The sequence below is a fragment of the Stenotrophomonas maltophilia genome, assembly GCF_006970445.1.
GTDB classification, from domain to species: Bacteria; Pseudomonadota; Gammaproteobacteria; order Xanthomonadales; family Xanthomonadaceae; genus Stenotrophomonas; species Stenotrophomonas maltophilia_AU.
Window position 1 is genome coordinate 4,059,228 of record NZ_CP033877.1, and the last position, 24,732, is coordinate 4,083,959.

The 24,732-nt window shown below is 67.7% G+C and carries 28 protein-coding genes; 14 read left to right on the forward strand and 14 right to left on the reverse strand.

Annotated elements, in window-relative coordinates; genetic code table 11:
• The first annotated feature begins 75 nt into the window (after positions 1–75).
• A complete protein-coding gene (locus EGM71_RS18585; protein WP_188486294.1) occupies positions 76–792 on the forward strand; it encodes a transporter substrate-binding domain-containing protein in 717 nt (238 codons plus the stop codon).
• Positions 793–831: 39 nt separating this feature from the next.
• Here EGM71_RS18585 and EGM71_RS18590 read toward each other — a convergent pair whose 3' ends face one another.
• A complete protein-coding gene (locus EGM71_RS18590; protein ID WP_188486296.1) occupies positions 832–1,731 on the reverse strand; it encodes a LysR substrate-binding domain-containing protein in 900 nt (299 codons plus the stop codon).
• A 98-nt stretch (positions 1,732–1,829) separates the two neighbouring features.
• Between EGM71_RS18590 and EGM71_RS18595 the strand changes: the two genes are divergently transcribed.
• Positions 1,830–2,009, forward strand: a complete 180-nt coding sequence (locus EGM71_RS18595; protein WP_188486298.1) for a hypothetical protein — start codon at positions 1,830–1,832, stop codon at positions 2,007–2,009.
• On the opposite strand, the gene EGM71_RS18600 is transcribed toward EGM71_RS18595, so the two are convergent.
• Both EGM71_RS18600 and EGM71_RS18605 read right to left on the reverse strand, forming a co-directional pair.
• The gene (locus EGM71_RS18600; RefSeq protein ID WP_188486300.1) at positions 2,006–3,553 is read right to left on the reverse strand and encodes an alkaline phosphatase; all 1,548 of its coding nucleotides are present in this window, start codon (positions 3,551–3,553) and stop codon (positions 2,006–2,008) included. The two genes, EGM71_RS18595 and EGM71_RS18600, sit on opposite strands and share 4 nt — an antisense overlap.
• A 136-nt stretch (positions 3,554–3,689) precedes the next feature.
• Positions 3,690–4,439 (reverse strand): hypothetical protein, encoded by a 750-nt coding sequence (locus EGM71_RS18605; protein WP_188486302.1) that lies wholly within the window; start codon positions 4,437–4,439, stop codon positions 3,690–3,692.
• A 175-nt stretch (positions 4,440–4,614) separates the two neighbouring features.
• Here EGM71_RS18605 and EGM71_RS18610 point away from each other — a divergent pair, with 175 nt between their 5' ends.
• Positions 4,615–5,388, forward strand: a complete 774-nt coding sequence (locus tag EGM71_RS18610) for a D-alanyl-D-alanine carboxypeptidase family protein (RefSeq protein WP_188489907.1) — start codon at positions 4,615–4,617, stop codon at positions 5,386–5,388.
• A gap of 13 nt (positions 5,389–5,401) precedes the next feature.
• On the opposite strand, the gene EGM71_RS18615 is transcribed toward EGM71_RS18610, so the two are convergent.
• Both EGM71_RS18615 and EGM71_RS18620 read right to left on the reverse strand, forming a co-directional pair.
• Positions 5,402–5,995, reverse strand: coding sequence for a TetR/AcrR family transcriptional regulator (locus EGM71_RS18615; RefSeq protein ID WP_188486304.1), 594 nt, complete (start codon positions 5,993–5,995; stop codon positions 5,402–5,404).
• Between the two features lie 16 nt (positions 5,996–6,011).
• A complete protein-coding gene (locus EGM71_RS18620; RefSeq protein ID WP_188486306.1) occupies positions 6,012–6,608 on the reverse strand; it encodes an NAD(P)H-dependent oxidoreductase in 597 nt (198 codons plus the stop codon).
• Positions 6,609–6,734: 126 nt separating this feature from the next.
• Here EGM71_RS18620 and EGM71_RS18625 point away from each other — a divergent pair, with 126 nt between their 5' ends.
• On the forward strand, positions 6,735–7,268 hold the full coding sequence (locus EGM71_RS18625; RefSeq protein ID WP_188486308.1) for a hypothetical protein: 534 nt from the start codon (positions 6,735–6,737) through the stop codon (positions 7,266–7,268).
• A gap of 73 nt (positions 7,269–7,341) precedes the next feature.
• Here EGM71_RS18625 and EGM71_RS18630 read toward each other — a convergent pair whose 3' ends face one another.
• Positions 7,342–8,169 carry an isocitrate lyase/PEP mutase family protein gene (locus EGM71_RS18630; RefSeq protein WP_188486310.1) on the reverse strand — a complete coding sequence of 276 codons (828 nt, stop codon included), beginning with the start codon at positions 8,167–8,169 and terminating at the stop codon, positions 7,342–7,344.
• Between the two features lie 156 nt (positions 8,170–8,325).
• Here EGM71_RS18630 and EGM71_RS18635 point away from each other — a divergent pair, with 156 nt between their 5' ends.
• From EGM71_RS18635 to accC, 5 genes are all read left to right on the forward strand, one after another.
• Positions 8,326–9,054, forward strand: coding sequence for a DOPA 4,5-dioxygenase family protein (locus EGM71_RS18635; protein ID WP_188486312.1), 729 nt, complete (start codon positions 8,326–8,328; stop codon positions 9,052–9,054).
• 389 nt (positions 9,055–9,443) lie between these two features.
• Positions 9,444–9,893, forward strand: a complete 450-nt coding sequence (aroQ, locus tag EGM71_RS18640; protein ID WP_188486313.1) for a type II 3-dehydroquinate dehydratase — start codon at positions 9,444–9,446, stop codon at positions 9,891–9,893.
• Positions 9,890–10,315 (forward strand): lysozyme inhibitor LprI family protein, encoded by a 426-nt coding sequence (locus tag EGM71_RS18645; RefSeq protein WP_188486315.1) that lies wholly within the window; start codon positions 9,890–9,892, stop codon positions 10,313–10,315. Before aroQ ends, EGM71_RS18645 begins: the two co-directional genes overlap by 4 nt.
• 54 nt (positions 10,316–10,369) lie before the next feature.
• On the forward strand, positions 10,370–10,849 hold the full coding sequence (gene accB / locus EGM71_RS18650) for an acetyl-CoA carboxylase biotin carboxyl carrier protein (RefSeq protein WP_049443248.1): 480 nt from the start codon (positions 10,370–10,372) through the stop codon (positions 10,847–10,849).
• A 10-nt stretch (positions 10,850–10,859) separates the two neighbouring features.
• A complete protein-coding gene (gene accC, locus EGM71_RS18655) occupies positions 10,860–12,227 on the forward strand; it encodes an acetyl-CoA carboxylase biotin carboxylase subunit (RefSeq protein ID WP_006473295.1) in 1,368 nt (455 codons plus the stop codon).
• A gap of 128 nt (positions 12,228–12,355) precedes the next feature.
• On the opposite strand, the gene EGM71_RS18660 is transcribed toward accC, so the two are convergent.
• Both EGM71_RS18660 and EGM71_RS18665 read right to left on the reverse strand, forming a co-directional pair.
• Positions 12,356–12,730, reverse strand: coding sequence for a hypothetical protein (locus tag EGM71_RS18660; protein WP_005419699.1), 375 nt, complete (start codon positions 12,728–12,730; stop codon positions 12,356–12,358).
• Positions 12,727–13,692 carry a hypothetical protein gene (locus tag EGM71_RS18665; RefSeq protein WP_188486317.1) on the reverse strand — a complete coding sequence of 322 codons (966 nt, stop codon included), beginning with the start codon at positions 13,690–13,692 and terminating at the stop codon, positions 12,727–12,729. The genes EGM71_RS18660 and EGM71_RS18665 overlap by 4 nt, the downstream gene beginning before the upstream one ends.
• 163 nt (positions 13,693–13,855) lie before the next feature.
• On the opposite strand from EGM71_RS18665, the gene prmA reads away from it, so the two are divergent.
• The 3 genes from prmA (at position 13,856) to fis (ending at position 15,977) form a co-directional block, all read left to right on the forward strand.
• Complete coding sequence (gene prmA, locus EGM71_RS18670) at positions 13,856–14,776, forward strand: 50S ribosomal protein L11 methyltransferase (RefSeq protein WP_100474102.1); 921 nt, start codon at positions 13,856–13,858, stop codon at positions 14,774–14,776.
• 42 nt (positions 14,777–14,818) lie between these two features.
• Positions 14,819–15,586: a DUF3426 domain-containing protein gene (locus EGM71_RS18675; RefSeq protein ID WP_188486319.1), complete on the forward strand. Its 768-nt coding sequence runs from the start codon at positions 14,819–14,821 to the stop codon at positions 15,584–15,586.
• 115 nt (positions 15,587–15,701) lie between these two features.
• Positions 15,702–15,977 carry a DNA-binding transcriptional regulator Fis gene (fis, locus tag EGM71_RS18680; RefSeq protein WP_005419706.1) on the forward strand — a complete coding sequence of 92 codons (276 nt, stop codon included), beginning with the start codon at positions 15,702–15,704 and terminating at the stop codon, positions 15,975–15,977.
• A 242-nt stretch (positions 15,978–16,219) separates the two neighbouring features.
• On the opposite strand, the gene EGM71_RS18685 is transcribed toward fis, so the two are convergent.
• The 6 genes from EGM71_RS18685 to EGM71_RS18710 are packed head-to-tail and all read right to left on the reverse strand — an operon-like array spanning position 16,220 to position 22,020.
• Positions 16,220–17,215, reverse strand: coding sequence for a phosphatidate cytidylyltransferase (locus EGM71_RS18685; RefSeq protein WP_188486321.1), 996 nt, complete (start codon positions 17,213–17,215; stop codon positions 16,220–16,222).
• A complete protein-coding gene (locus EGM71_RS18690) occupies positions 17,212–17,841 on the reverse strand; it encodes a lysophospholipid acyltransferase family protein (protein WP_014038692.1) in 630 nt (209 codons plus the stop codon). Before EGM71_RS18690 ends, EGM71_RS18685 begins: the two co-directional genes overlap by 4 nt.
• A 13-nt stretch (positions 17,842–17,854) precedes the next feature.
• Complete coding sequence (locus EGM71_RS18695; protein ID WP_188486323.1) at positions 17,855–18,292, reverse strand: hypothetical protein; 438 nt, start codon at positions 18,290–18,292, stop codon at positions 17,855–17,857.
• Positions 18,289–19,617, reverse strand: a complete 1,329-nt coding sequence (locus tag EGM71_RS18700) for a phosphatase PAP2/dual specificity phosphatase family protein (protein WP_188486325.1) — start codon at positions 19,615–19,617, stop codon at positions 18,289–18,291. Before EGM71_RS18700 ends, EGM71_RS18695 begins: the two co-directional genes overlap by 4 nt.
• Complete coding sequence (locus tag EGM71_RS18705; RefSeq protein WP_188486327.1) at positions 19,617–21,368, reverse strand: bifunctional alpha/beta hydrolase/class I SAM-dependent methyltransferase; 1,752 nt, start codon at positions 21,366–21,368, stop codon at positions 19,617–19,619. The genes EGM71_RS18700 and EGM71_RS18705 overlap by 1 nt, the downstream gene beginning before the upstream one ends.
• Positions 21,369–21,402: 34 nt before the next feature.
• Positions 21,403–22,020, reverse strand: a complete 618-nt coding sequence (locus EGM71_RS18710) for a CDP-alcohol phosphatidyltransferase family protein (RefSeq protein ID WP_188486329.1) — start codon at positions 22,018–22,020, stop codon at positions 21,403–21,405.
• A 224-nt stretch (positions 22,021–22,244) separates the two neighbouring features.
• On the opposite strand from EGM71_RS18710, the gene purH reads away from it, so the two are divergent.
• Positions 22,245–23,828 (forward strand): bifunctional phosphoribosylaminoimidazolecarboxamide formyltransferase/IMP cyclohydrolase, encoded by a 1,584-nt coding sequence (gene purH, locus EGM71_RS18715; RefSeq protein ID WP_188486331.1) that lies wholly within the window; start codon positions 22,245–22,247, stop codon positions 23,826–23,828.
• 16 nt (positions 23,829–23,844) lie between these two features.
• Complete coding sequence (locus EGM71_RS18720) at positions 23,845–24,723, forward strand: hypothetical protein (RefSeq protein WP_188486333.1); 879 nt, start codon at positions 23,845–23,847, stop codon at positions 24,721–24,723.
• Positions 24,724–24,732: the final 9 nt, after the last annotated feature.

Sequence of the window (24,732 nt, forward strand, 5' to 3'; positions counted from 1 at the left end):
GGATAACCGGATACTGACACGGCCTTGCAGGGCGGCACTGGCATGCTGGACCGCCCTTTCCCCGCGGAGTCCTGCATGTCCCTGGCCGATCATCGTAGTGCGCTGGCGCCGCTGGGCTTCCTGCGCGTGGCCATCAACCTGGGCAATCCAGTGCTGGCGCAGGGCGATGCGAACGCCCCGCGCGGCCCCTCGCTGGAACTGGCCACGGCATTGGCGCAGCGGATGGGCGTGCAGGCACGCTTCAGCTGCCACGACGCCGCAGCCTCGGTGGTCGCTGCAGCCAGCGAGGATGCCTGGGACCTGGCCTTCCTGGCCATCGATCCGGCGCGCGCCGACCGCATCGCCTTCAGCGCCCCCTATGTGGAGATCGAGGGCACTTACCTGGTGCGCGAGGACAGCCCTGCGCAGCAGGTGGCCGACCTGGACCGCGATGGCCTGCGCATCGCGGTCGGTCGTGGCGCGGCCTACGATCTGTTCCTCAGCCGTGAACTGCGCCACGCCAAGATCGAGCGGGCCGAGACGTCGGCGGCGGCGATCACCCTGTTCGAGCAGCAGCGCCTGGATGCCGCCGCCGGCGTGCGCCAACCGTTGGCCGGCTGGGCGCAGACGCATCCCGGCCACCGCGTGCTGGCCGACCGCTTCACCGCGATCCAGCAGGCGGTCGCGGCGCCGGCCTCGCGCCCGGCCGATGCCTTGCAGGCGCTGTTCAACGAGGTGGAGGCGATCAAGGCCGGCCCGTTGCTGGAAGCTGCGTTTGCCCGTGCGGGACAGGCGGTTACGCTGGTCCGGTGACTGTAGGGTCGAGCAGCAGCCGTCGAGCGTGGCTCGACGCTACAACTGCGCGTCTGCCATGTGCCGCACGTGCTCGGCAGCCTGCGCGTGCAGCCAGTCGCGGAAGGCGAGAAAGCCGCGATGGCGGGTCGAACGCTGCGGGTAAACCAGCCAATGCGGCCAGGCGGTTTTCAGGCGGAGGCTGGACAGCGCTACCAGTTGGCCGGAATCCAGCAGCAGGCGCGCGCGCGTCACCCGCCCCAGCGCCACGCCCACCCCGTCCAGCGCCGCACGGTGGTGTGCCTCCGAATCATCCAGCACCGCCACGAAGCGCGGCGGTGGGCTCTGCCCGCTCAACGCGAACCAGGCGCCCCACGCGCCATCGGGATCACCCAGCAGCGGCCATCGGTTCAACGGCACACGTTCGACGCCTCCCATGCGTTCGATCAGTGCCGGGCTGGCCATCGGCAGCAGCCACTCGTCGAACAGCGGCTCCACCACCAGGCCCGGCCACTGCCCGCTGCCCAGCCGCAGCGCGGCGTCGAACTGGCGCTGCCGCTCGAAATCAATCAGGCGTTCACTCGACTGCAGGTTGATCTCGATCTGCGGGTGCTCAGCCACGAAGTGACCCAGCCGCGGCACCAGCCAGGCCGACGCCATCGACGGTACCGCGCTGATCGTCAGCACGTGCTCGGCGCGTGCGGCATAGGGCTGGAAGGCTTCGTTGATCGCATCCAGATGCGGGGCGACCTGGTCGAGCAGGCGCTGCCCCTCCAGCGTGAGGGTGACGCCACGCGGCTGGCGGACCAGCAGCGGCTGCCCCAGCCGCTCTTCCAGCTGGCGCATCTGGTGGCTGAGCGCACTGACGGTCAGGTTCATCGACGCCGCCGCGCGCGACAGGTTGCCGAGCCGGGCGGCAGCCACGAAGCCTTGCAGGGCATGAAGGGGCGGACGGGACATAAGGCTTGAATTCCTCTCAAGACACGCTTGCGGAAATGTCGCTTTTTGCCCGTCCATGCTGCCCGTATCGTGCAATCCACTCAAGTGGAGGCACGCTCATGAACATCTTCGGCAGCCTGTTGTTCCTGCACGGCCACGTCGCCAACGCCGAGCTGGCTCGGCAGCTGGCCAGCCCGGTCCCGCCACCCAGCAGCACTCCGGGTAGTGCCGGCCGCTGGCCGGCAGCTTCGCCAACCGGGCAACCCGCAGCTGCCGGCCGCTGGCCGGCACGCCCCTAACGCTGCAGCGCCTCCTGCACCGCCACAGCCACGTCGGTGTTGTCGATGTAACTGCCATCATTCCAGCGCACATGCTGGCGATAGCCGGCATCGACACCCCGCACGCGCTTTCCAAGCAGCTCCGCGCCAGCGCCCTTGGCCCACAGCGGCACCAGCGCGTTGGAGTGGTTGCCGGTAGGGCGGAAGCTCATCCCCGGCATGCGGCCTCGACCGTTGTTGCGCACCGGCGCGAAGGCAACGTCCTGTGCATCCGGGCCCATCGGCATGCTGTTGTCATGGTCGGTGGTGACGATCAGCAGGTTGCGTTCCCAGCCACCGTTGCGTTCGATCCATTCGACCACCGCCGTCACCGCATCATTGAACTCCACGGTTTCCTCGATCAGCCGGCCGTACTGCGGCTGGTCGCTGCACTGGCCGTAGTGCCATTCGGTGCCACAGGCGCTGGTATGCGCCGCCCAGTCGGTGGCGCCGCCTTCCACCATCAGGAACAGGCCCCTGGTCGAACGCTGCTGCAGGAACTGCAGTGCGCCACGCGTCATGGTCGCCAGGTCCGGCACGCTGTCGATCTTCCTCACGCCGGAGGGCGTGCTCGCATCCTTGCCCAGCACCTGCAGCTGGCGCGCCTGCTGCAGCGTATTGGCCACGCGCGGCACGCCGATCAGCGGCCGATCGGCCGGCAGCCGTCCCTGCGCCAGTGCGGCGAACTGTTCCTTGCTGCGGATCAGGCGCCACGGCCCCGCCGGATTGCCGGCAATGGCGTTGCCCGCCTCCAGCTGCTGCCAGTCCTGCTGCGCGATCCACTCCCACGGGTTCGCGCAGCCCTCGGCCTTCGCCGCGCCGACACCCTCGTCACAGGCGCGACCATCGACGCTGTAGCCGGGACCGCCGGTCCCCATCACCAGGTCCATGTGGCCCTGCGCCAGCATCTGGTGCGCAATGGCGTGATAGTTGTTGCGCGATTCGTTCTGCGCCGCGAACGCGGCCGGCGTGGCATGCGCGAACGGCACCGAGGTGACCACGCCGGTGGCCATGCCCAGGCGCTTGGCGCGCAGCGTGTTGAATTCGACCGGATTGCCATCGTTGTTGTAATTGATGGCGTTGTTGTAGGTCTTGATGCCCGAGGACAACGCGGTGCCCGCCGCCGCGCTGTCGGTCGCGACCGCCGCCAGGTACTGGTAGCCGGCAAACGGCAGGTCCGGCGCCGGCACCGGGGTGTCATCCCACGCCCTGGCTGCGTCGTAACCCAGGGTCTGCGCGCTGTCGCGGGTCGGCTGGCTGCTGGCGTTCAACGGGAAGGTCGCCACCGCCAGGCGCTGCGGGAAATCCGCATACGGTGCGCCCTCGCGGCTGCCGTACTGCCAGTAGGCGGCGGCATCCCAGGTACCCCAGCCGGCGCCGTCGTTGATCATCACGATCACGTTGTGCGGACGGGCTTCGGCAGGGGGAACAGCATCGGCGCGCAGATTCGGCTGGCAGCCGCTCAGGGTGGCCAGTACGGCCAGGATCGACGGGCACAGCCAACGTCGCGCAACGGGTCGGGTCATGGGCTCCTGCAGACGGATCAGCGACGGATCGCGCCGCTTTTGCAACGTTATAGCATTGCTATATTGCAGGAGTATGCGGGCGCCACCGCGGCAGCGCCCAAGGGGCCGGACCCGCCGCCGGGTCCGGCCGACGGCCTCAGGACGCCGCGTCCTGCGGCAACGTCAGCGAGCTGCCATCAACGAACACCACGGCTTCCGGCGTCCACACCACCGTGTACTTGCTCTCATCCAGGCTGGCCAGCTTGCGGTCATTGCTCTTGGCCTGGGAGAAACGCACCGAGCGACTGCCCTGCCAGATCACGCTCTGGCCAGCCGGAATGGTCACGTCATTGGTGATGGCGAATCCAGAAATCTCCTCGCCGAACAGATCGCGTACCGACACATAGCCCTTCACGCCGGCGATGTCCTTGCCGGTGTTGTTCTGGTACCCGAAATCCACGACCAGCAGTTCGTCGGTGGTGATGCCGTGCGAACGCTGCACTTCGATGTCCTTGGACACCACGGTGACGGTGACCGCCTCGCGCAGCGGCTTCATCGCCGCTTCGCGACGCGCTTCAAGTTCCGCCTTCAACGCGGCCTGGCGCGCTTCCTCGGCCTTGCGCTCTTCGACGAAGCGGCGCTGCTCTTCCACGGCCTTGCCCAGCGTCATGCCCGCTGGAATTCCCTGGCCTTCCTTGCCGCCGAACACGCCGGCCATCTTCGACGTCAGGGTCACACGCACGATGTAGGCTGCAGCCAACTGCTGTTCTTCAGGGGTAAGCTTCTCCAGCTCGGGCTTGATCGTGGCCAACTGGTCCACGTCCTGCGGAATCACGGTGTTCTTCGGGTTGGCGCATGCCACCAGCATCAGGCAGGCCAGGCCGGTGACGATCAGACGCTTCTTCATGGATGTCCCTTCGCTACTGAAAAATCGGGCTTTCCGGCCCGGCGGAGGCGCAACGTTAGCGTACTTGCTGGCACATTCGTACGGGTCGACGAACAGGCAAGATTCATGCCGGAGGCCGATCCACGCACCCGTGATCCGCTATCCTCGTGCGGCGTTCCCGTACAGCCTTGCCGACATGCCCGCACCGCCGACCGCGCTCTCCTCCATCACCATCGAAGCCAATACCTTCGCGGTGATCCACCAGTACAACGCTGAAACCGCGCGGCAACCCGCATCGCTGACCAAGCTGATGACCGCCTATGCCGCCTATGCGTGCGTCGAAGAGAACGGACGCACGTGGGACGAGACCGTGACCATCGTCGACGACGATGTGCATGCCGTGGCCGATGATGAAACGCGCATGGGTCTGGTGCCCGGCGAAACAATCACCCTCGCGCGCCTGCTCGAAGGGTTGATGGTCGTCTCCGGCAATGACGCTGCGCTGGCGATCGCGCGCCACCTGGACGGATCGCAGACCGCATTCCTGGACCGCATGAACCGGCATGCGCGCCAGCTGGGCCTGCGCAGCACGTGGTTTGCCAGCGTCTCCGGCATCACCACACCGCACCATGCGTCCAGCGCGCGCGACATGGCGGTGTTGGCCGCCTGCCTGTTGAACGACCATCCGCAGATCCTGGCGATCACTGCGCAGCGCGCGTTCGCGCATGGCAGCTTCAACCGCAACAACCAGAACGCCCTGCTTGGCAAAGACGGCGTGGATGGATTGAAGACCGGCTACACCCAGGCCGCAGGCTTCTGCCTGGCTGCCACTGCATGCCGGTCAGTGCCCGGGCGGGACCTGCCGGTACGCCTGATTACCGTGGTGTTGGGCTCTGGAAGCCGCGACGCACGCGACGCACTGGTGCGCGATCAGTTGGCGGCAGGATTCGCCGCGCTGGCCGGCAGCTGACCGCTCGCGCGGCTCAGCGCCGCTTGACTGTCGCCACGATCAAACGCTGAAGCTCGGCCTCGGCACCGGCCTTGTCCAGCGCGCCGGCAGCCACGCCCTCTGAAAGAGTTTCAGCCGCACCGAGGATGGCCCAGCGTCCGGCCAGTGGCACCGTGCCATCGGCCGCAAACGGGCCCAGCCAGGTGTCGCAGTTGTCGATGAAATCCTGCTGGTAGCGCCGCCGCACCTCGTGAAGTTCAGGTGCACCGACCAACGCGGCAAGGATGCCCTGTACTTCACTGCCCTGGCTGAGGATGCAGTCGATGTAGCCGGAGGCGATGGCCGCAGCACGATCGACCAGTTGCGCCCGGGCGCGGCCGATGCGCTCGTTGAAGACCAGCGTCTGGCGGCCGTCGTAATCATCGTAGAGCGCGGCCAGCAGCCCATTGCGGGTCACGAAGTGATCGTAGGCCACCGGCTTGGTCACACCCGCAGCCTCGGCCAGCCGCCCCAGCGTAAGCGCGTCGGTGCCTTCGTCGCCGACCAGCGCCCAGGCCACGTCCAGCAACTGGCGGGCGCGTTGCTCACGGGTCAATCGGCGGCGCGTGGGTGCGGCGTTGGCAGGCATCGGCGGAGCACGGCGGTCAGCGCATCGGAGTACCGATTTTACGGCCGATCGCCAGCGCGGTCTGCAGATGCGCTTCGGCTGCACCGGAATCGGCGTCCAGCAGCAGGTCGGACGACAGCACGCGCGCACCGCAGTAGTCGAAGATGCCCATGTCGATCTGGGTCTTCATCGCCGCACCGTAGCCGCGCCGTTCGATCATGTCCGCGCCGGCCCCGCCGATGCCGACCAGGTGCACGCGCAACCGCTGCAGCTTTTTCTGCACCTTGCCATCGGCACCGTCCTGGTAGGCCCAGCCCTGGGTGAACACACGATCGATCCAGCCCTTCAGCAACGCGGGGAACGACCACCAGTACAGCGGGTAGACCAGTACCAGTGTGTCGGCAGCCTCCAGCCGCGCCTGCTCGGCGGCGACGTCGGCTGGAGTTGCGCCGGTGCCACGGAACAGCGCCTGGTCCTGCATGTTGAAGCGCGGATCGAAGCCTTCGGCCATCAGATCGGCGTGGGTCACGCGGTTGGCGGCGTCCGACGCGGTGATGGCTTCGCCGATGCGCCTGGCGATGGCATGGGTCAACGAGGCGGATTCAGGATGAGCGGTAACGATGAGGGTGTGCATGGGGGATGTCCGGAATTCACTAACTACCAATAGTAAGTAGTGACGCCCGGGATACCAGCACCATGCGTGGGACGCTGTTTCCGCATCCACCGTATAGTGCGGCGGTTCCCGCTGAGATACCCGACGATGCACCGATATCTGCTTGCCCTTCTGCTGGCCCTGTCGATGGCAATGGCCGTTGCGCCAGCGCTGGCCGGTGAACTCAGTCCGGAAGACTCGGCTGCATTGCGCAAGGAGGTGCAGGCGATGATGGACGCCTTCGCCCGGGGCGATACCGAGCAGATCATCGCGCGCACCCATCCCAGCCTGAAGCAGCTGGCCGGCGGCGACGAGGCCTATGCGCGGGCGACCCGCGACACGGTGAAGGCGCTGCGCAAGGCCGGCGTCACCATCATCAGCGACGAGGCGGGCGTGCCGGGCCGCACCTATGCGGCCGGTGACGAGGAAGTCTGCTTCGTACCGCGCCAGTCACTGCTGCGCGTGCGCGAAGCGCCGATGCGCAGCACGTCATTCATGGTTGCTGTGCGCCGCGTTGGTACCACGCAATGGCGCTATCTGGATGGCGCCGCGCTGCCGGACAACCCCGGGCTGTTGCAGTTGCTGCTGCCCGACCTGGAACCGGACGTGGTCCTGCCCGAGAGTGAGACGGAAGCGCTGTAGGCGTAGGCGCATCCATCCACGCATGGCGTGGATCTACTGTCCCTGCTGGCCAGAGTTCGCACCGGGGTTTCCCTCAACGGAACAGCGCGTTCAACACGGCCCCGGAAACCGCCTGCTGCAGGCCATCGAAGCGCCCGTCCTGCACGATCGGCTGGGTCGCCTGCATCAGTCCACCCCATGCGGCACGCGCCAGCGCACCGCCCAGGCTGACCCGGCGAACGCCAAGTGCCGCGATGTCCTGCAGGCTCAGCGACGTCGGTCCACCGATCAGCAGGTTCACCGGCTTCGACCCCGCAGCGGCGACCACCGCGCTGATCTGCTCGCGCGTACTGATGCCCGGTGCATACAGCACATCGGCACCGGCCTCGGCATACGCACGCAGGCGCCGCAGGGTGTCCTGCAGATCCGGCACGCCAACGAAGAAATTCTCGGCTCGCCCGACCAGCAGCACGTCGCCGCCAGCGCGGTCGATGGCCGCACGTGCCGCACGCAGTCGCTCGACCGCCTGGTCGATGGGTCGCAGCGGTGCATCGGCCACGCCGCTGGCATCCTCGATCGACAACGCCGCGATGCCGGTATCGAGCGCCGCGGCCACCGCCTCCTCCACCGCCTGCGGCGTGGCGCCGAAGCCATCACCGAAGTCGGCATTCAACGGCAACGAGGTCGCTGCCGCCATCAGGCGCAGATGCTCCAGCGTGGCCTGCAGCGATACCGCGCCGTCCGGCCGCCCCTCACTCCAGGCGCAGCCGGCACTGGTCGTGGCCAGGGCCTCGAAGCCCTGCCGTTGCAGGTAGCGCGCACTACCGACGTCCCACGGGTTGGGCAGCACGAAGCACCCTGCTGCATGCAACTGGCGGAAGGTCGCGCGCTTGCGCGGGGTGTCGGCATCGAACGAGGTCATGGCGGGCTCCACGGCGGCAGACCTGCACCCTAGCCCGCGGTCCTGTCGCGCTCAAGGCGGCGCTGCATGAGGTGATGCTGGCTGCTTATTGGACGCCACCGGCAGCCCTGCCCGAGCGTGCTTACCTGCCCACACAGTGCCGCCACGGAGCCCTCCATGCACCCGGACCCGCAGACCCTCATCGACGCCGGCGACGATGACGCCCACTGGGCCGACCTGCTCTCGCCCGCACGGCGGCGCCTGATCGCTTCGGCCGGACTGGCCGCCGGCGGCCTGGCCAGCGCATCGACCGCCACCGCAGCCGCGCGCAGCGACAACGCCGTGAACACCACCGAACCCGGGCGGCCCGGCTTCCGCGCCATCGTTCCGCCGGCGCCCGAGGGCCGCAGCCCCTGGGGCCAGGCCACCGCCAGCGAGCCGACCCCGCGCCCGGCCAGCGTGCGCCCCGGCGAGGCCACGCTGCCTGCCACACCGCGCGCCTACACCGCCATCAAGAGCTATCACGCGCACATCTACTTCGACGAGGACACCTTCGAGAAGGCCGCGCTGCTGCGGCGCTGGGCGGCCGAGCGCTTCCCGGTGGAGTTGGGCAACTGGAACCTGGAGCCGCGCGGCCCCCACGTCACCCCATCGTTCTACTTCGGCTTCACCAACGACCTGCTGCCGGTGCTGGTGCCCTGGCTGCAGCTCAACAGCCTGGGCCTGACCATCCTGATCCACCCCAACACCGGTGATGGCCGCGCCGACCATCTGTATTACGCGTTATGGGTGAACCGCGCGCAGCCGGTGAACGCCTACAACTGGCCGGCGCCGAAGCCGGGGGAACGGGAGCCGCTGGAGGAAGTGTTCCCGAACGTAGTGCCGACCGTGCCGCTGGAGACCTGAGCGGGTGTGTGGTGGGGGCGGTGGGTCGTGTGCAGCGCACCTTGGGCAGCCCCCTCGGTGGGTGCGTAGCTTGCTGCGCACCGAACTTCCCTCATCCACGCATGGCGTGGATCTACTGATCGGTGGCCTCATCCACGCATGAGGTGGGTTTACCGCCTCGCAGGCCATTGCGGCATCCGCCATTGCCCGGCCTTGCCACTATCGTCGGCCTACGTGCACGCATCCCCGGCCAGCACGGCGTTCAGCGCGCCTTGATCCAGCGCCCGCCATACGGCGACAAGCACTTCGGCGAATTTCAAACAATCGATTGAAACGCTGCAAACTTCGCCGAACTGGACAGCATCCGCCGGTTCCGCCAGACTGCCGCCCTTTCCCGTCTTCCGGATCCCATGGCGAAGCTGCTGGTCCTGCACGGCCCCAACCTCAACCTGCTCGGCACCCGCGAGCCGGAGGTCTACGGCCACACCACGCTGGCCGACATCGACCAGGCCCTGGCCACCCAGGCATCGGCCGCCGGGCACAGCGTGGAAAGCCTGCAGTCCAACGCCGAGCATGTACTGGTGGACCGCGTGCAGGCCACGCGCAACGACGGAACCGCTTTCATCCTGATCAACCCCGCCGCCTTCACCCACACCTCGGTGGCCCTGCGCGATGCGCTGGCGGCGGTGGCGGTGCCGTTCATCGAGATCCATCTGTCCAACCCGCATACCCGCGAACCGTTCCGCCAGCACAGCTACTTCAGTGACAAGGCGGTGGGCGTGGTGTGCGGCTTCGGTGCCGACAGCTATCGTTACGCGATGGACGCGGCGCTGCTGCGCGTGCAGGCGGCCCGCGCGTGAAGCTGCTGCCGCGCGTGCTCGCCGGCGTTGTGGCGTGGGCCGGCATCTGCGGCGCCGCCACAGCGTTCGACCGCAAGGACGAAGGCATCGACTGCGCCCATCCGGTCACCACGATGGAGAGCGACCTGTGCGCCTCGGACGTGGCCGCGGCCGCTGATGCCGAACTCAATACCGTCTATGCACAGGCGCGTCGCCAGCTGCGCACACCGGCCAGCGGCGGCACCTGCAGCTACTGCGGCAATGCCGAGCAGGAGCTGGTACTGGCGCAGCGCGCCTGGATGCAGCTGCGCGACCACGACTGCAACGCGGTCTATGCCCTCAATTCCGATGGCACCGCGCGCAACGGCGCACAGATGCGCTGCCTGACCACCCTCGCGCGCGACCGTACGCGGCAGCTGCGCGAGTTCTACGAACTGCTTTGACCCGGGTGCGACCGCACTCTCCACCACACTGACATCAAGAGCAAAGAGGCCACCATGGATCTCCGCAAAATCAAGAAGCTGATCGACCTGCTGGAAGAGTCGAACCTGGCTGAAATCGAAATCAAGGAAGGCGAAGAGTCGGTGCGCCTGTCGCGCGCCCCGGTGGCCGGCTATGCCGCCCCGATTGCGGCCCCGGTGTATGCCGCTCCGGCCGCTCCGGCGCCGCAGGCGATGCCGATGCAGTCGCCGACCGAAGCCTCCACCGGCGGCACCGCCAAGCCGGGCCCGGCGCTGCCGGAAGGCCACGTGCTGCGCTCGCCGATGGTCGGCACCTTCTACGCCTCGTCCGCCCCGGACAAGCCGGCCTTCGTCACCGTTGGCCAGCAGGTCAAGGAAGGCGAAACCCTGGCCATCATCGAAGCGATGAAGATGTTCAACCCGATCGAAGCCGACAAGTCCGGCACCATCGTCGCCATCCTCGGCGAGAACGGCCAGCCGGTGGAATTCGACCAGCCGCTGTTCGTGATCGGCTGAGGGGCACGCCATGCTCGACAAAGTCGTCATCGCCAACCGAGGGGAGATCGCGCTGCGCATCCTGCGCGCGTGCCATACCCTCGGCATCCGCACGGTGGCCGTGCACTCCACGGTCGACCGCAACCTCAAGCACGTGGCCATGGCCGACGAGTCGGTCTGCATCGGCCCGGCACCGTCGCCGCAGAGCTACCTCAACATCCCGGCACTGATCGCCGCGGCGGAAGTCACCGACGCTCAGGCCATCCACCCGGGCTACGGCTTCCTGTCGGAGAACGCCGACTTCGCCGAGCGCGTGGAAGAATCCGGCTTCATCTTCATCGGCCCCAAGGCCGACACCATCCGCATGATGGGTGACAAGGTCGAAGCCATCCGCGCGATGAAGTCCGCCGGCGTGCCGTGCGTGCCCGGCTCGGGCGGCCCGCTGGGCGAGGACATCGTCGCCAACACCAAGATCGCCCGTGAGATCGGTTATCCGGTCATCATCAAGGCGGCTGGCGGTGGCGGTGGCCGTGGCATGCGCGTCGTGCACGCCGAAGCCTCGCTGAAGACGTCGATCGAAACCACCAAGAGCGAGGCCAAGGCCGCGTTCGGCAATGGCGAGGTCTACATGGAGAAGTTCCTGGAGAATCCGCGCCACGTGGAGATCCAGGTGCTGGCCGACGGCCAGGGCAACGCCATCCACCTGGGTGAGCGCGACTGCTCGATGCAGCGCCGCCACCAGAAGGTGGTGGAAGAAGCACCGGCACCGGGCATCAGCGCCGAGCAGCGCGAGCAGATCGGCAAGGTGTGCACCGAAGCCTGCGTGCGCATCGGCTACCGCGGTGCCGGCACGTTCGAGTTCCTGTACGAGGACGGCCGCTTCTACTTCATCGAAATGAACACCCGCATCCAGGTGGAGCATCCGGTCACCGAAATGGTCACCGGCATCGACCTGGTGGCCGAGCAGCTGAAGATCGCCGCCGGCCAGAAGCTGTCGATCAAGCAGAGCGACGTGGTGCTGACCGGCCATGCCATCGAATGCCGCATCAACGCCGAAGACGCTGAAACCTTCGTGCCGAGCCCGGGCACCATCACCGGCTTCCATCCGCCGGGCGGCCCCGGCGTGCGCGTGGACACCCACATCTACAGTGGCTACCGCGTGCCGTCGAACTACGACTCGATGATCGGCAAGCTGATCGTGCACGGTCCGGACCGCGAAACCGCCATTGCCCGCATGCGGGTGGCACTGAGCGAGATGGTGGTCGATGGCATCAAGACCAACATCGCCCTGCAGCAGCGAATCATGCGCGACAAGGGCTTCCAAGCCGGTGGCCAGAACATCCACTACCTGGAAAAGCGCCTTGCCGAGCGCAAGAACAAGCCGATCGCGCTGACCTGATCGGCGCCAGGTGCTGGACATGAAAAGGGCGGGGATCTCCCCGCCCTTTTCTGTTTCTGTAGAGCCGAGCCCATGCTCGGCTTGCCGGAAAGCACAGCCGGGGCCTGCCCGGCTCTACCCAGGCAGGCTCAGCGCGCGTCCGCCGCCGTCGCCGGGATCTGCGAATTGGCCAGCGGCCGCACGCCATTGGGCGAGGTCGGATCGACGATCACCATGGTTTCGGTGGAACCATCCGGCCACACCACCTGGAAGGTGCTGCCGGCCGGCAGTGAGGCGAACGGCATGCCCGTCTGCGCGCGATAGACCGCAGCGACCTGGCTGGCACCGGCACGGCGCACGTCTTCCTGCGCCTTCACCGTGGTCAGTTCCACCTTCGACAGATGCCGGTAGCGATCCTCGTAGGTATCGATCATCAGCAGGCCGACCGCACCGGCCGAGTAGGCCACGAACAGCGCCACCCAGAACCAGAACTTGGCCCCATGCAGGAATCGACGGTAATTCATCGCCCGTCCCTCTTTCCAACCAATCGCTTGATCCATTCCTTCATTTTCCCAGCACCTTGCCGCGATACCGCAGCGTCATACACGAAATCCCGGAAATCCTGCGCTCCATCCTGCGAACAGATCCCTCCGTTCGCACAAAAACTGTTGACCAGCACGCTGTCCGCTCCACACGGTAGACCGAGTTCGCAGGCCGCAAGCCGCCATGCAAGTTCACTGAGCTGCTCGCCCGCCACCAGGCCGTCGAGCGCGTTGTCACCCGCCGCCCGCACGCCCATGCCCGGCGCAATGGCCATGTAGGCCTCCGGGTCGCGCGAGGTGCGCACGCGCTCGACCAGGTCACGGCGGTACTCGGCACTGTCATGCAGCGGCTCACCCTCGGCGAACAGCGATGCTTCTGCGGCCAGGTTGCCCTGCGCGGCCGCCTTGCGGCGTTCGGCCAGCACCAGCGCCGCGCCCAGCTTGTCGCCCGGCACGAAACCGCCACACCGCTGTGCCACGCGCTCGCGTGCCTCGATCATCGCCGGCGCCGCGGTCAGGCCCAACCCACTCAATACGTTGTTGTCCAGGCGGTAGCCGCCCGGATCGAGCGCGTACTGCGCGCAATAGTCGTAGACGCGGCTGAGCATCCAGCGCGCTTCATGGTTGCCGGTATCGGCCTGGACGCGCAGGCGCTGGGCGTAGGCATACAGATCGCTGGCGTCCTCGATGTCGGCGCGAAGGTCCAGCGGCAGGCCCGACGGCAGCATGTTGCCGCGCTCGAAGGTGGCCAGCCGCCGCGCCAGCGCTTCCGGTACCACCGGCAGCGGCGCTCCGCTGTCACGGCTGGCCACGGCGGTCGGCAGGTCCGGCGACGGTGATGCCACGCCCGCAGCATGCCCGCTGGCCCGATACCCGGCCACGCCCAGCACGGCCACCGCCGGCAGCACGAGCAACCAGGTTTTCAGGGTCGGAGCGAAGGCCATCGGCGGGTGTGAGCGTTCACGGCGCACAGGAAAGGGCCGAGTTTAGCAAGGCCCGGCAGGCCTGTCTGAACTGCCCTCGTTCATCTCAGAGCAGCATCTCAGGCAATACGGAGACGCCCCGATGGTCTAGCATGGCCCCTTTCCCGCGATTGCCCCCACCGCCATGCCGTTCCTGGAACTGACCCTGCGCTGCACCGAAGCCACCCAGCCCCGCTATGAAAATGCGCTGGAGGACGTCGGCGCACTGGCCGTGACCCTGCTCGATGCCGAAGCCGACACCAGCAACGAACAGGCCATCCTCGAACCCGGCGTGGGTGAAACGCCCCTCTGGGACACCCTGGTACTGAGCGCACTGTTCCCCGCCGACAGCAACGCGCTGTTGCTGCTGGCCGCGCTGGAGTCGTTCGACCCGGAACTGGACTGGAGCAACGGCAGCTTCCGTGCCGTCGAGGATGAAGACTGGGAACGCGCCTGGCTGGACCAGTTCCAGCCGATGGATTTCGGCAGCCGTACCTGGATCGTGCCGTGGAACCATGAACTGCCGGACGCCGCGCAGGCCGCCGATGCCGCCGTGGTGCGTCTGGACCCGGGCCTCGCCTTCGGCTCGGGCACCCACCCGACCACCGCACTGTGCCTTCGCTGGCTGGACCAGCTGGCCGTGGACGGCCAGCTGCAGGGCCAGCGCGTGCTCGACTTCGGCTGCGGCTCGGGCATCCTCGCGCTGGCCGCGTTGAAGCTGGGTGCCGCCGAAGCGATCGGCGTGGACAACGACCCGCAGGCGCTGGTTGCCACCGCCGACAATGCCGAACGCAATGGCGAGCAGGCCCGCATGCACGTGTACCTGCCGCAGGACGAACCGGTCGCCACCTATCCGGTGGTGGTTGCCAACATCCTCGCCTCGGCGCTGGATGCGCTGGCCGAACTGCTGGCCGCGCGCGTCGCCGCCGGCGGCCGCATCGCCCTGTCGGGCATCCTGCATGGCCAGGAAGGCGAACTGCTGCAGCGCTATGCCGCATGGTTCGACGATCTGCAGGCCACCCAGGATGGCGACTGGATGCGCATCACCGGCGTGCGCCGCGCCTGATCGTGATTGAATGACCGCTGGATCCGAGCCCGCGCCCTGAGCATGTCCGAGCCGAACCCGCCGCGCCGCCCTCTGGCCACCTTCCTGCGTCCCGCGTCGGAAGGCGAGGCTGCACCTGCGACCGATGCGCGCACGCCCGACCCGGCGATGCATGACATCCCGGCAGTGGAAGTCCGCGCCCCGCTCGACGCGGCCATGCCGCCGATGGCGGAAACGCGACAGAGCGATGACATCGTCATCGTCGACGAAGCGGCCGTGATCGAACCCGTCCTTGCCGCCCCGGCCCCGCACGCCGTGGCCGGCGATGCGCCGAGCTTCCTGGGCACCTCTCGGCCACGCGCACTGCCGACACCGCGCTGGCACTGGATGCTGGTCGCCGGGTTGGCACTGTTGTTGATCCTGCAGAGCGTGCTGGCCGATCGAGCGCGACTGGCCGCCGACGCCGGCAACCGCGCCTGGCTGGGCGCACTGTGCGGCGTACTGCGCTGCAGCCTGCCGGCCTGGCACGAGCCCACCGCGTTCACCATGACCAGCCGCGAGATCCGGCCCCTGCCAGGCCAGGCCGGCGTGCTGCAGGTGCAGGCCAGCATCCGCAACGATGCGCGCTGGGCACAGGCCTGGCCGGACCTGCGCCTGTCGCTGTCCGATGCCGATGGCCGAGTGATCGGCAGCGGCGTGTTCGCACCCGCGCAGTACCTCGGCGAGAATCCCGGCGCGGCCCTGCTGGAGCCGGGCCAGAGCGCACGCATCGCGTTCCGCGTGCAGGAGCCCGCCGCATCCACCGTCGCATTCACCTTCGACTTCCTCTGACCAAGGTAGAGGCGACCAGCCGTGGCAGGTCGGGCACGCTCGCGCTAGACTGACCGCCACCACCTCGTCCGGCCGCGCGCTCCGCGTGCACGGGCCAACCGAATCGGGAACCCCCTTGAACGCTGTCCTCTCTCGTCCTGACAACAGTCGTGGCGCTCCCCGGCCACCGCTGCGTGAACACGTCGCCCAGTCCGTGCGCCGCTACCTGCGTGACCTCGATGGCTGCGACGCGGACGATGTCTACGAGATCGTGCTGCGCGAGATGGAAATCCCGTTGTTCGTGGAAGTGCTCAACCACTGCGAAGGCAACCAGAGCCGCGCCGCGGCGATGCTGGGCATCCATCGCGCCACCCTGCGCAAGAAGCTGAAGGAATACGGCATCAGCGCCTGAGCGCGCGCGGGTAGTGCCGGCCGCTGGCCGGCAACCTCATGAACGATGGCAGGATGTTGCCGTTGCCGGCCAGCGGCCGGCACTACCGGTAGATCCACGCCATGCGTGGATGCCACCCCCTGCGGAATCAACCGCCGCCCGTCCAGTAGATCCACGCCATGCGTGGATGGAAGCCCGGCAAAGTCAGCCGCCGCGCCCCCACCCGTAGATCCACGCCGTGCGTGGATGGAAACCCGGCAAAGTCAGCCGCCCCCGCCCGCCTTCCAGTAATACCGCACCACATGGAAGAACACCGGAGCGGCGAAGCACACCGAATCCAGCCGGTCGAGCATGCCGCCATGGCCCTCGATCATGTGGCCCCAGTCCTTGATGCCGCGGTCGCGTTTGATCGCCGACATCACCAGGCCACCCCAGAACCCCATCAGGTTGATCAGCAGCGACAGGCCGAACGCCTGCAGCGGCGTGAACGGGGTGATCCACCACAGCGCCGCACCCAGCGCACTGGCACTCAGCACACCGCCCACGAAGCCCTCCACCGTCTTCGATGGCGACAGCTTCGGCGCGATCAGGTGCCTGCCGAGCAGCTTGCCCCAGATGTACTGCAGCACGTCCGAGGACTGCACCACGATCACCAGGAAGGCAAACAACAACACGTTGCGCGAGGGGTCATGCCCGGGCACATGCAGGTTCAGCAGCAGCGGCACGTGCGAAATGCAGAACACGCAGATCATCAGCCCCCACTGCACCTTCGCCGTCCGCTCCAGGTAGTGCGTGGTGTCGCCGCCGATGGTCGACAGGATCGGCAGGAACAGGAACGCATAGACCGGAATCAACAGCGTGTACATGCCGTACCAGTCGATCCACACCAGGTAGTACTGCCACGGCAGCACGATGTAGAACGCTGCCAGCAACGCGTAGTAGTCGCCCGAGCGCGTCGGTGCCAGGGTGATGAACTCGCGCAGCGCGAACAGCGAGATGATCGCGAACAGCACGATCACCCCGGCACGGCCGAAGAACAACGCCAACCCGACCACGATCGCCATCACCCACCAGGCGCGGATGCGCGACACCAGGTTGGCGATCACCGCACTGGGCCGCTCGCGCTGGCGCCAGCGCAGGGTCTCGGCCACCAGCGTGGCCAGTACCAGCACCGCGCCGACACCGGCAAACAGCAGGCCGGTCTGCTGGCCGACGCTCTGCGTTGCCAGATCGCCAGATACATCCAGCACGAAACTCATGCACGACCTCCATTCGGCGCCAGGTCCAGCAGCGCCTGCCGGCTGCGGGCCAGGAAGGCTGCCTTATCCTCGTCGGCCTGCAGCCGCAGCGGCGTGCCGAAGGTGGCCGTGCACAGCAATGGCAACGGCAGGAACCGGCCCTTCGGCATCACCCGCTTCAGGTTGTCGATCCACACCGGCACGAACTCCAGCTCCGGCCGTTGCCGAGCCAGGTGGTAGATACCGCTCTTGAACGGCAGCAGCGGCTCATCGCCCACATTGCGCGTGCCTTCCGGGAACAGGATCAGCGAGCAGTCTTCGTCCACCGCATCGCGCAGCACCTGCAACGGGTCCTGCTGGCGATGGCCAGCCTCGCGCTCGACCAGTACGCCGTTGAACACCGCATCGATCAGGTAGCGGCGCAGGCCGTCGCGCTGCCAGTATTCGGCCGCGGCAACCGGGCGCACCTGGCGCCGTAGTGCGGGCGGCATCGACGACCAGATCAGCACGAAGTCACCATGGCTGGCGTGGTTGCCGTAGTACACGCGGCGTTCGCTGGACGGCGCACAGCCGATCCACAGCGCGCGGGCACCGGTCACCACATGGATCGCGCCACTGCAGGCGCGGGCAATCAGTTCGGCGAACATCGACCCCTCCGGTTCACGTCTGCGGCCACAACACGGCCAGCACCAGCAGTGCGACCTGCAGTGCCGTCAACAGGTACTGGCGCAGCAGCAGGCGGCGCATGCCGGCCCAGCGCACGTCCCAGCCGCGCAGCGGCGCGTCGGGCTGTGTGCGGCGCAGGCCACTGTCGTGCAGCAGCTGGTCGATACGGCGCGCAGCGGCGTCGCCGTCCAGGCCTTCATCGCGCAGCAGCTGCAGCAGGCTGGCATCCAGCCCGACCCGCCATGCGTGGTAGGCCTGTGTGAGCCCGACGACGACGCTGACCAGCAGCAGGCCGGCAGCAACCATCGCCAGGCCCGGCTCGGTGCCAAGCAGCAGCAACGCCACCAGCAACAGGCCCAACGACAGCGACGCCGGCCAACGGCCCTGCCGCAGCAGCAGCTGCATGGTCGCCAGATCGGGAACCGTACTCACGTGCGTGCTCCCGCTGCAGCAGTGATGGCATGCAGATGCGCCGCGCCCAGCACGATACCGGGACGTGCCGCGCGCACGATCGCCACCGCGGCATCGGTATCGGCGGCACGACCACTGCGCAGCAGCCAGGCCGCCACACTGGCAGCACTGCGCGAATAACCCAGTGCGCAGCACACCAGCACAGGCCCCTGCGCCCGCAGCCGCTCGATGGCCTCGGCCGCCTCGCGCAACTGTTCCGGCGTGGGCACCACCAGGTCCAGCATCGGCACGCTGGCATACACCGCGCCCGGCGCGCGGCAGGACAGCTCGGCACAGGCATCGACCACGCCCACCAGCGGTGCCGGCATTGCCTCGGAGGGAATGCGCCCCAGCCACACGCCATCCATCACCGGCACCGGCTGCGGCGCACGCCGCGTCCATAGCCGCGAATTGATCCAGGCGGCGCCCAGGTACGGCGCCAGCAGCCAGCGTGCGGCCATGGTCAGGCGACCATCGGCACGCTTCTGGAACACCGCCGTACCGAGCCCGGCATAGGCCAGCGCCACCAGCAGCAACGACACCACCGGCCACAGCAGCCACAACGCCGCGCCACGCAGAAGCACCACCGGCACCAGCAATACAGCGGCCCCCAGCAGGTACAGCGCTGCCAATCGCCAGCGCCTGGCATCACGCGCAGTGCGCCAGGCGCGCAATGGTGGCGTGCCTTGCTCCGGCCATAGCCAGACGCACAGCCAACCGGCCAGCAGGCCGGTCGGGATATCAATGAAATGATGCTGGAACGTAGTCAGCACCGAGACACCGATCAGCAGCGCCCACACATGCAGCACCCAGCGCCAGGCACCGTGCAGGTACTGCGCGAATTTCACCCACAGCACGATCAGCAGCACGATGTGCAGCGATGGCGCCTGGTTGAACGGCTTGTCGAAGCCCAGCAGCACATCGAACAGCCAGCCGAACACGCCGCCGATCTCCGGCCGCTCGAAACTGAAGCGCAGCGGCCACAGCAGGAAGCAGCTCACTGCGATCAGCTGTGCACTGAACAGCCGCAGCGCGTGCCGGTCCAGTTCGAGGCGCTGACGGCACAGGAAGAACGAGACCGCGTAGAACAGGTCGATCGACCAGTACGGCACGATCGTCCACGGCACGAACGGAATACGTGCCTCCCATGCGAACGCCATCACCGGCAGCGTGGCGTGGCGGCCGGCCATCCAGTTGGCAAAGCCATAGCTGGCGAAGAAGAACGGGCCCAGCAAGGCCAGCCACAGCAGGGCGCGCCGCCAGGGGCGCCCTTCCGCGGCCAGCGGGGTTGCAGCGAGCGTCGCCATCACGCGGCCCGGCGAGCCAGCGACACGGTGAAGATGCCGAAGTCATCGATGCGCTGCGCCACCTTCTCGAACCCGGCCAGGCGCACCAGTTCGTCCATTTCCTGCTGGGTACGGCGGCGCATCACCCACGCTGCGCCACCCCGGTGGCTGGTCAATGCGCGTGCGATGAACTCCAGCTGCGGGTGCCAGGGCTGGCCGGTGTAGGCCAGGTAGCCACCCACCGGCACCGTTGCGGCGATGCCCTGCAGCGAGCGCAGCACGGCGTCGTTGTCGGGGAACAGTTCATACAGGCCGGACACCACCGCCAGCGTGGGCGACGGATCGACCTTGGCCAGCTGCGACGGATCGAACGCATCGCCCTGCTCGAAGCGTGCGATGTCGGCCGCACCGAGGCGCTCGATCAACGCCTGGCCCTGGGTCACGTTCAGATCACTGAAGTCGCGCAGCACGATGCGGTCGGCGCGCTGCTCGCCCTGGCCCAGAGCTTCCAGCACATAGCGGCCATGGCCAGCGGCCACGTCCAGCACACGCACCGGCGTGCCCTGCCCGCGCAGGCGCTGGGCAGCGTCGCGGAGCAGTTCCTGCAGGTGCTGGCCGCGAATGCGGATGCCGCGCCAACCGATCGCGTCCAGATAGTTGCGGTCGACCATGCGGCCCAGCGGACCCTTGCCACGCGCTTCGTCGCGATAGATGTAGTCGAGCGTACTGCCGGAATCGAAACCGGTCTGCAGGCCCAGCGCGATGCCTTCGGACAACGTCCCGCCGAAACGCAGGCCGCCACGTACCACGCGCCAGCGCAGGTCAGCCACGCTGTTGCGCTCCGGTGGCCAGGCCAGGATTTCCGATTCTTCGAAGGTCGGCCCATGGCGGTGCGCATCACGCCGTGACAGCTCACGCAGCGGCTCGGCGAAACGTGCCTGGATGAAACTGCGGATGCGCGCCAGCGCCGGCGCCCGATCGCGCTCGCCCAACGTGTCGTGGAAGAAGCCTGGCAGGTGCACGCGCTCCTTGATCGGACTGGACAGGCGCTCGTAGAAGCGGTCCTGCGGGCCACGGTGCACGACGAAGTCCGAGCCGGACACCAGCAGCTGCACCGGCACGCTGATCGCCTGCGCATCGGCAACGATGCGGTCAGCCGCTTCGTACAGGCCCAGCAGCACGCGCACCGAGATCGGCCGGGTGATCAGCGGGTCGGTGCGGTAGCTTTCCACCCGCGCCGGATCATGGGTCAGCCACTGCGGCTTGACGTAGCTGTTGACGAAGAAGTTGCCGCGCAGCTTCTGCATCAATGCCAGGCCCGGGCGCGCGAACGGTACGTACAGCTTCACCTTGAACGCCGGCGAAGCCATCACCAGCGCGCGCAGCCGTGGGGCGTAGTCGTGCACCCAGGTCGCGGCGACCACCGCCCCCACGCTCTGCGCGATCACCACGATGTCTTCCACCGCGATGCCATGCTCGGCGCCGATGTGGGCGATGAAGCTGTCCAGGTCGCGCACCAGCGCCGGGAAGCCCGGTGCATCGCCACGCGCGCCCGGCGACCGGCCATTGCCGCGCGCATCCCAGGCGAAGAACGCGGTGTCGGGCAGGTCCAGCTCATCGACAACGTGAGTGACCCGGCCGGAATGTTCATGGCCGCGATGCAGCAGCACGATGGCCTTGGTGGCCGGCGTTGCGGTGGTGCCCGCCCAGTACCGGTAGAACAGCGGTACCTGGTCGAAGCTGTGGAATTCCCGTTCCTGCGCCTGACGCATGCAATCTCCTGATTGTCTTTTTGTATCTGCTTGATTAATTCGGCGAAACCGCCGTTTCCCGCAGTCCGCGACGGACGCGGTTGATCATCGTCAACACGCACAGCACCGCCATGACCTCGGCCACGCCAGTGACCGTCATCGCGCCAACCCACTCAAACGCCAGCAGCAGGCCCAGCGCACCAATCACGAACGCGCGGTCGCTCTTGCCCATCGGGCCGTCATAGCGGCGGCTGGCACCGACCATCAGCCCCAGCACACCGGCGTACTCGCTCAGGGCCGCCGTCCAGGCCAGCAGCCACAGCACCTCCGGGCGTACGCCCGGCACGCTGAGCAGGCTCAGGTACAGCGCCGCGTCGGCGATCACATCGCACAGCTCGTTCAGATAGGCGCCCAGCCGCGACTGCTGGCCGAACTCGCGGGCCAGCATGCCGTCCACGGCGTTGAGCGCCATGCGCAGCAGCATCCACAGTGGCAGCAGCAGGTACAGCAGGGGCTGGGCCGGCGCGCAGCACCAGACGGCGGCGGCCACCAGCAACGAGACCACGGCGGCGGCCACGGTCACCGCATTGGCGGTGATCCCCATGCGGTACAGGCCGCGTACGGCCGGACGCAACAGGTCCTGGAAACGTCCTTTCAATGCATAGATCGACACGATCTGTACCCGCTAATCCTTGGCAGTGCGGGCACAGCCTACCCCATCGTCGGCAGATTCCGACAACCTGGCCCCGGCCCGCAGCCCAGTGCCCCGGATCGAGCCCGTTCGATGTGCTTGACCCGGCCATACACCGATTGCCGACGCCAATTGCCCCTTCCGGCGCCCGTCACCGGTCCCCACCGCCTACAATATCGGCCCCGCTCCGCTGCCGATTCTGTCCCATGACTGCTGATCTGTTGCCCGTCCGCCGGGCCCTCCTCTCCGTTTCCGACAAGACCGGTCTGGTCGAGCTGGCCACTGCGCTGGCGGCACGCGGCGTGGAGCTGCTGTCCACCGGCGGCACCGCCAAGGCGATCCGCGATGCGGGCCTGGCCGTGAAGGACGTGGCCGAGGTCACCGGTTTCCCGGAAATGATGGACGGCCGGGTCAAGACCCTGCACCCGATGGTGCACGGCGGCCTGCTGGGCCGTTCCGGCCTGGATGATGGAGTGATGGCCGAGCACGGCATCGGCGCCATCGACCTGCTGGTGCTGAACCTGTACCCGTTCGAATCGGTCACCGCCAAGGCCGACTGCACTCTGGCCGACGCGGTCGAGAACATCGACATCGGCGGCCCGGCCATGCTGCGCTCGGCGGCCAAGAACTTCGCCCGCGTGGCAGTGGCCACCGACCCGTCGCAGTACGCCGAGCTGCTGGCCTCGCTGGACGCCAACGACGGCCAGCTGTCAGCCGCCACCCGCTTCGCGTTCTCGGTGGCCGCGTTCAACCGCGTCGCCCAATACGATGCCGCGATCAGCAACTACCTGTCGGCGGTCACCGCCACCGACGCCGCCGTACCGGCCCGTGCCGAGTACCCGGCGCAGATGAACTCCACCTTCGTGAAGGTGATGGACCTGCGCTACGGCGAGAACCCGCACCAGAGCGGCGCGTTCTACCGCGACCTGTACCCGGTGCCGGGCACGCTGGCCACCTTCCAGCAGCTGCAGGGCAAGGAGCTGAGCTACAACAATCTGGCCGATGCCGATGCGGCGTGGGAATGCGTACGCCAGTTCGATGCGCCGGCCTGCGTCATCGTCAAGCACGCCAACCCGTGCGGCGTGGCCGTCGGTGCCGGCAACGGCGATGCCTACGAGCTGGCCTACGCCACCGACCCGACCAGCGCCTTCGGCGGCATCATCGCCTTCAACAAGCCGCTGGACGCCGCCACCGCCAAGGTGATCCTCGACCGCCAGTTCGTCGAAGTGCTGATCGCCCCGGACTACGAGCCGGCCGCGCTGGAATACGCGCAGAAGAAGGCCAACGTGCGCGTGCTGCGTATCCCGCATGGCGATGGCCTGAACAACTTCGACAGCAAGCGCGTCGGCTCGGGCCTGCTGCTGCAGTCGTCGGACAACCGCGGCATGACCCGCGACGAGCTGAAGGTGGTCAGCAAGCTGGCGCCGACCGACAAGCAGTTCACCGACCTGCTGTTTGCCTGGAAGGTAGCCAAGTTCGTGAAGTCCAACGCGATCGTCTATGCCAAGGACAACCGCACCATCGGTGTCGGTGCCGGCCAGATGAGCCGCGTGTACTCGGCCCGCATCGCCGGCATCAAGGCCGCCGATGCGAACCTGGTGGTCGAGGGCTCGGTGATGGCCTCCGATGCGTTCTTCCCGTTCCGCGATGGCATCGATGCCGCTGCCGCCGCCGGCATCAAGGCGGTCATCCAGCCGGGCGGTTCGATGCGCGATGCCGAAGTGATCGCCGCCGCCGACGAACATGGCCTGGCCATGGTGTTCACCGGCGTGCGCCACTTCCGCCATTGATCCTGGAGCGACACGGATGTCCACAGTTTCGATGAAATCGCTGGCCGCCCTCGCCCTCGCGGGTGCGGCCGTGCTGGCGGGCTGCAAGCCTGCTGCCGAGCCCAGCATGGCGCCGAAGGTGGATGCGCCTGTGGTGGCCGCCACCGCGCCAGAACAGCATGTCAGCCGCACCGCGCGGCTGCAGGCCTTCCTGGTCCAGCGTTACGGCAGCAACGCCAAGCTCTCCGGTGAATGGCGCGGCAGCTGGACCCAGGACGGCGACACCCATTCGATGGACTGGCAGGTCTGCGCGGAACAACCGGTGGTGAGCGGTGACAACTGGCATCAGCTGCTGGCCGTGTGTGGTGCGCTGGTCGATGGCGCGCACATCGACCCGGGAACCATCGAGTTCTTCGTGCTGCGCCCGAAAGGCGAGGGCTTTGAAGTGGCCAGCGAACTGACCGGCCAGCGCTTCGGCAGCGGTGGCCAGCCCGGCACCGCCAGCATCATCCGCGCCGGCAGCGACTTCTATGGCTTCCGCGTCGAGGACGGCTGGTTCGGGCAGGGTTTCTCGCTGCTCTCGCAGTCGCTGATCCTGCCCGGCCCGAACGGCCTGGTTGCCAGTGGCAGCGTGCGCAGCCATATCGACAATGACGCCCAGTACGAGTGCGACACGGTCGACGCCAGTACCGACCCCGACACGGCCAATGACTGCCGAACCCGCCGCTTCAGCATCGATTTCTCACTGCGTTTCGACGACAGTGACCGCAGCGCGCGCGTCTGGCCACTGCTGATCGAGGAAACCGGCAACACCTGCGGCGGCAAGCAGGTCCGGCAGGAACACCGCTTTACCCTGGACCCGAAGACCTGGGCCTATTCCTTCCCCGAATCGCTGCGACGCGAAGGCTGCGAGTGAGCCACGCGC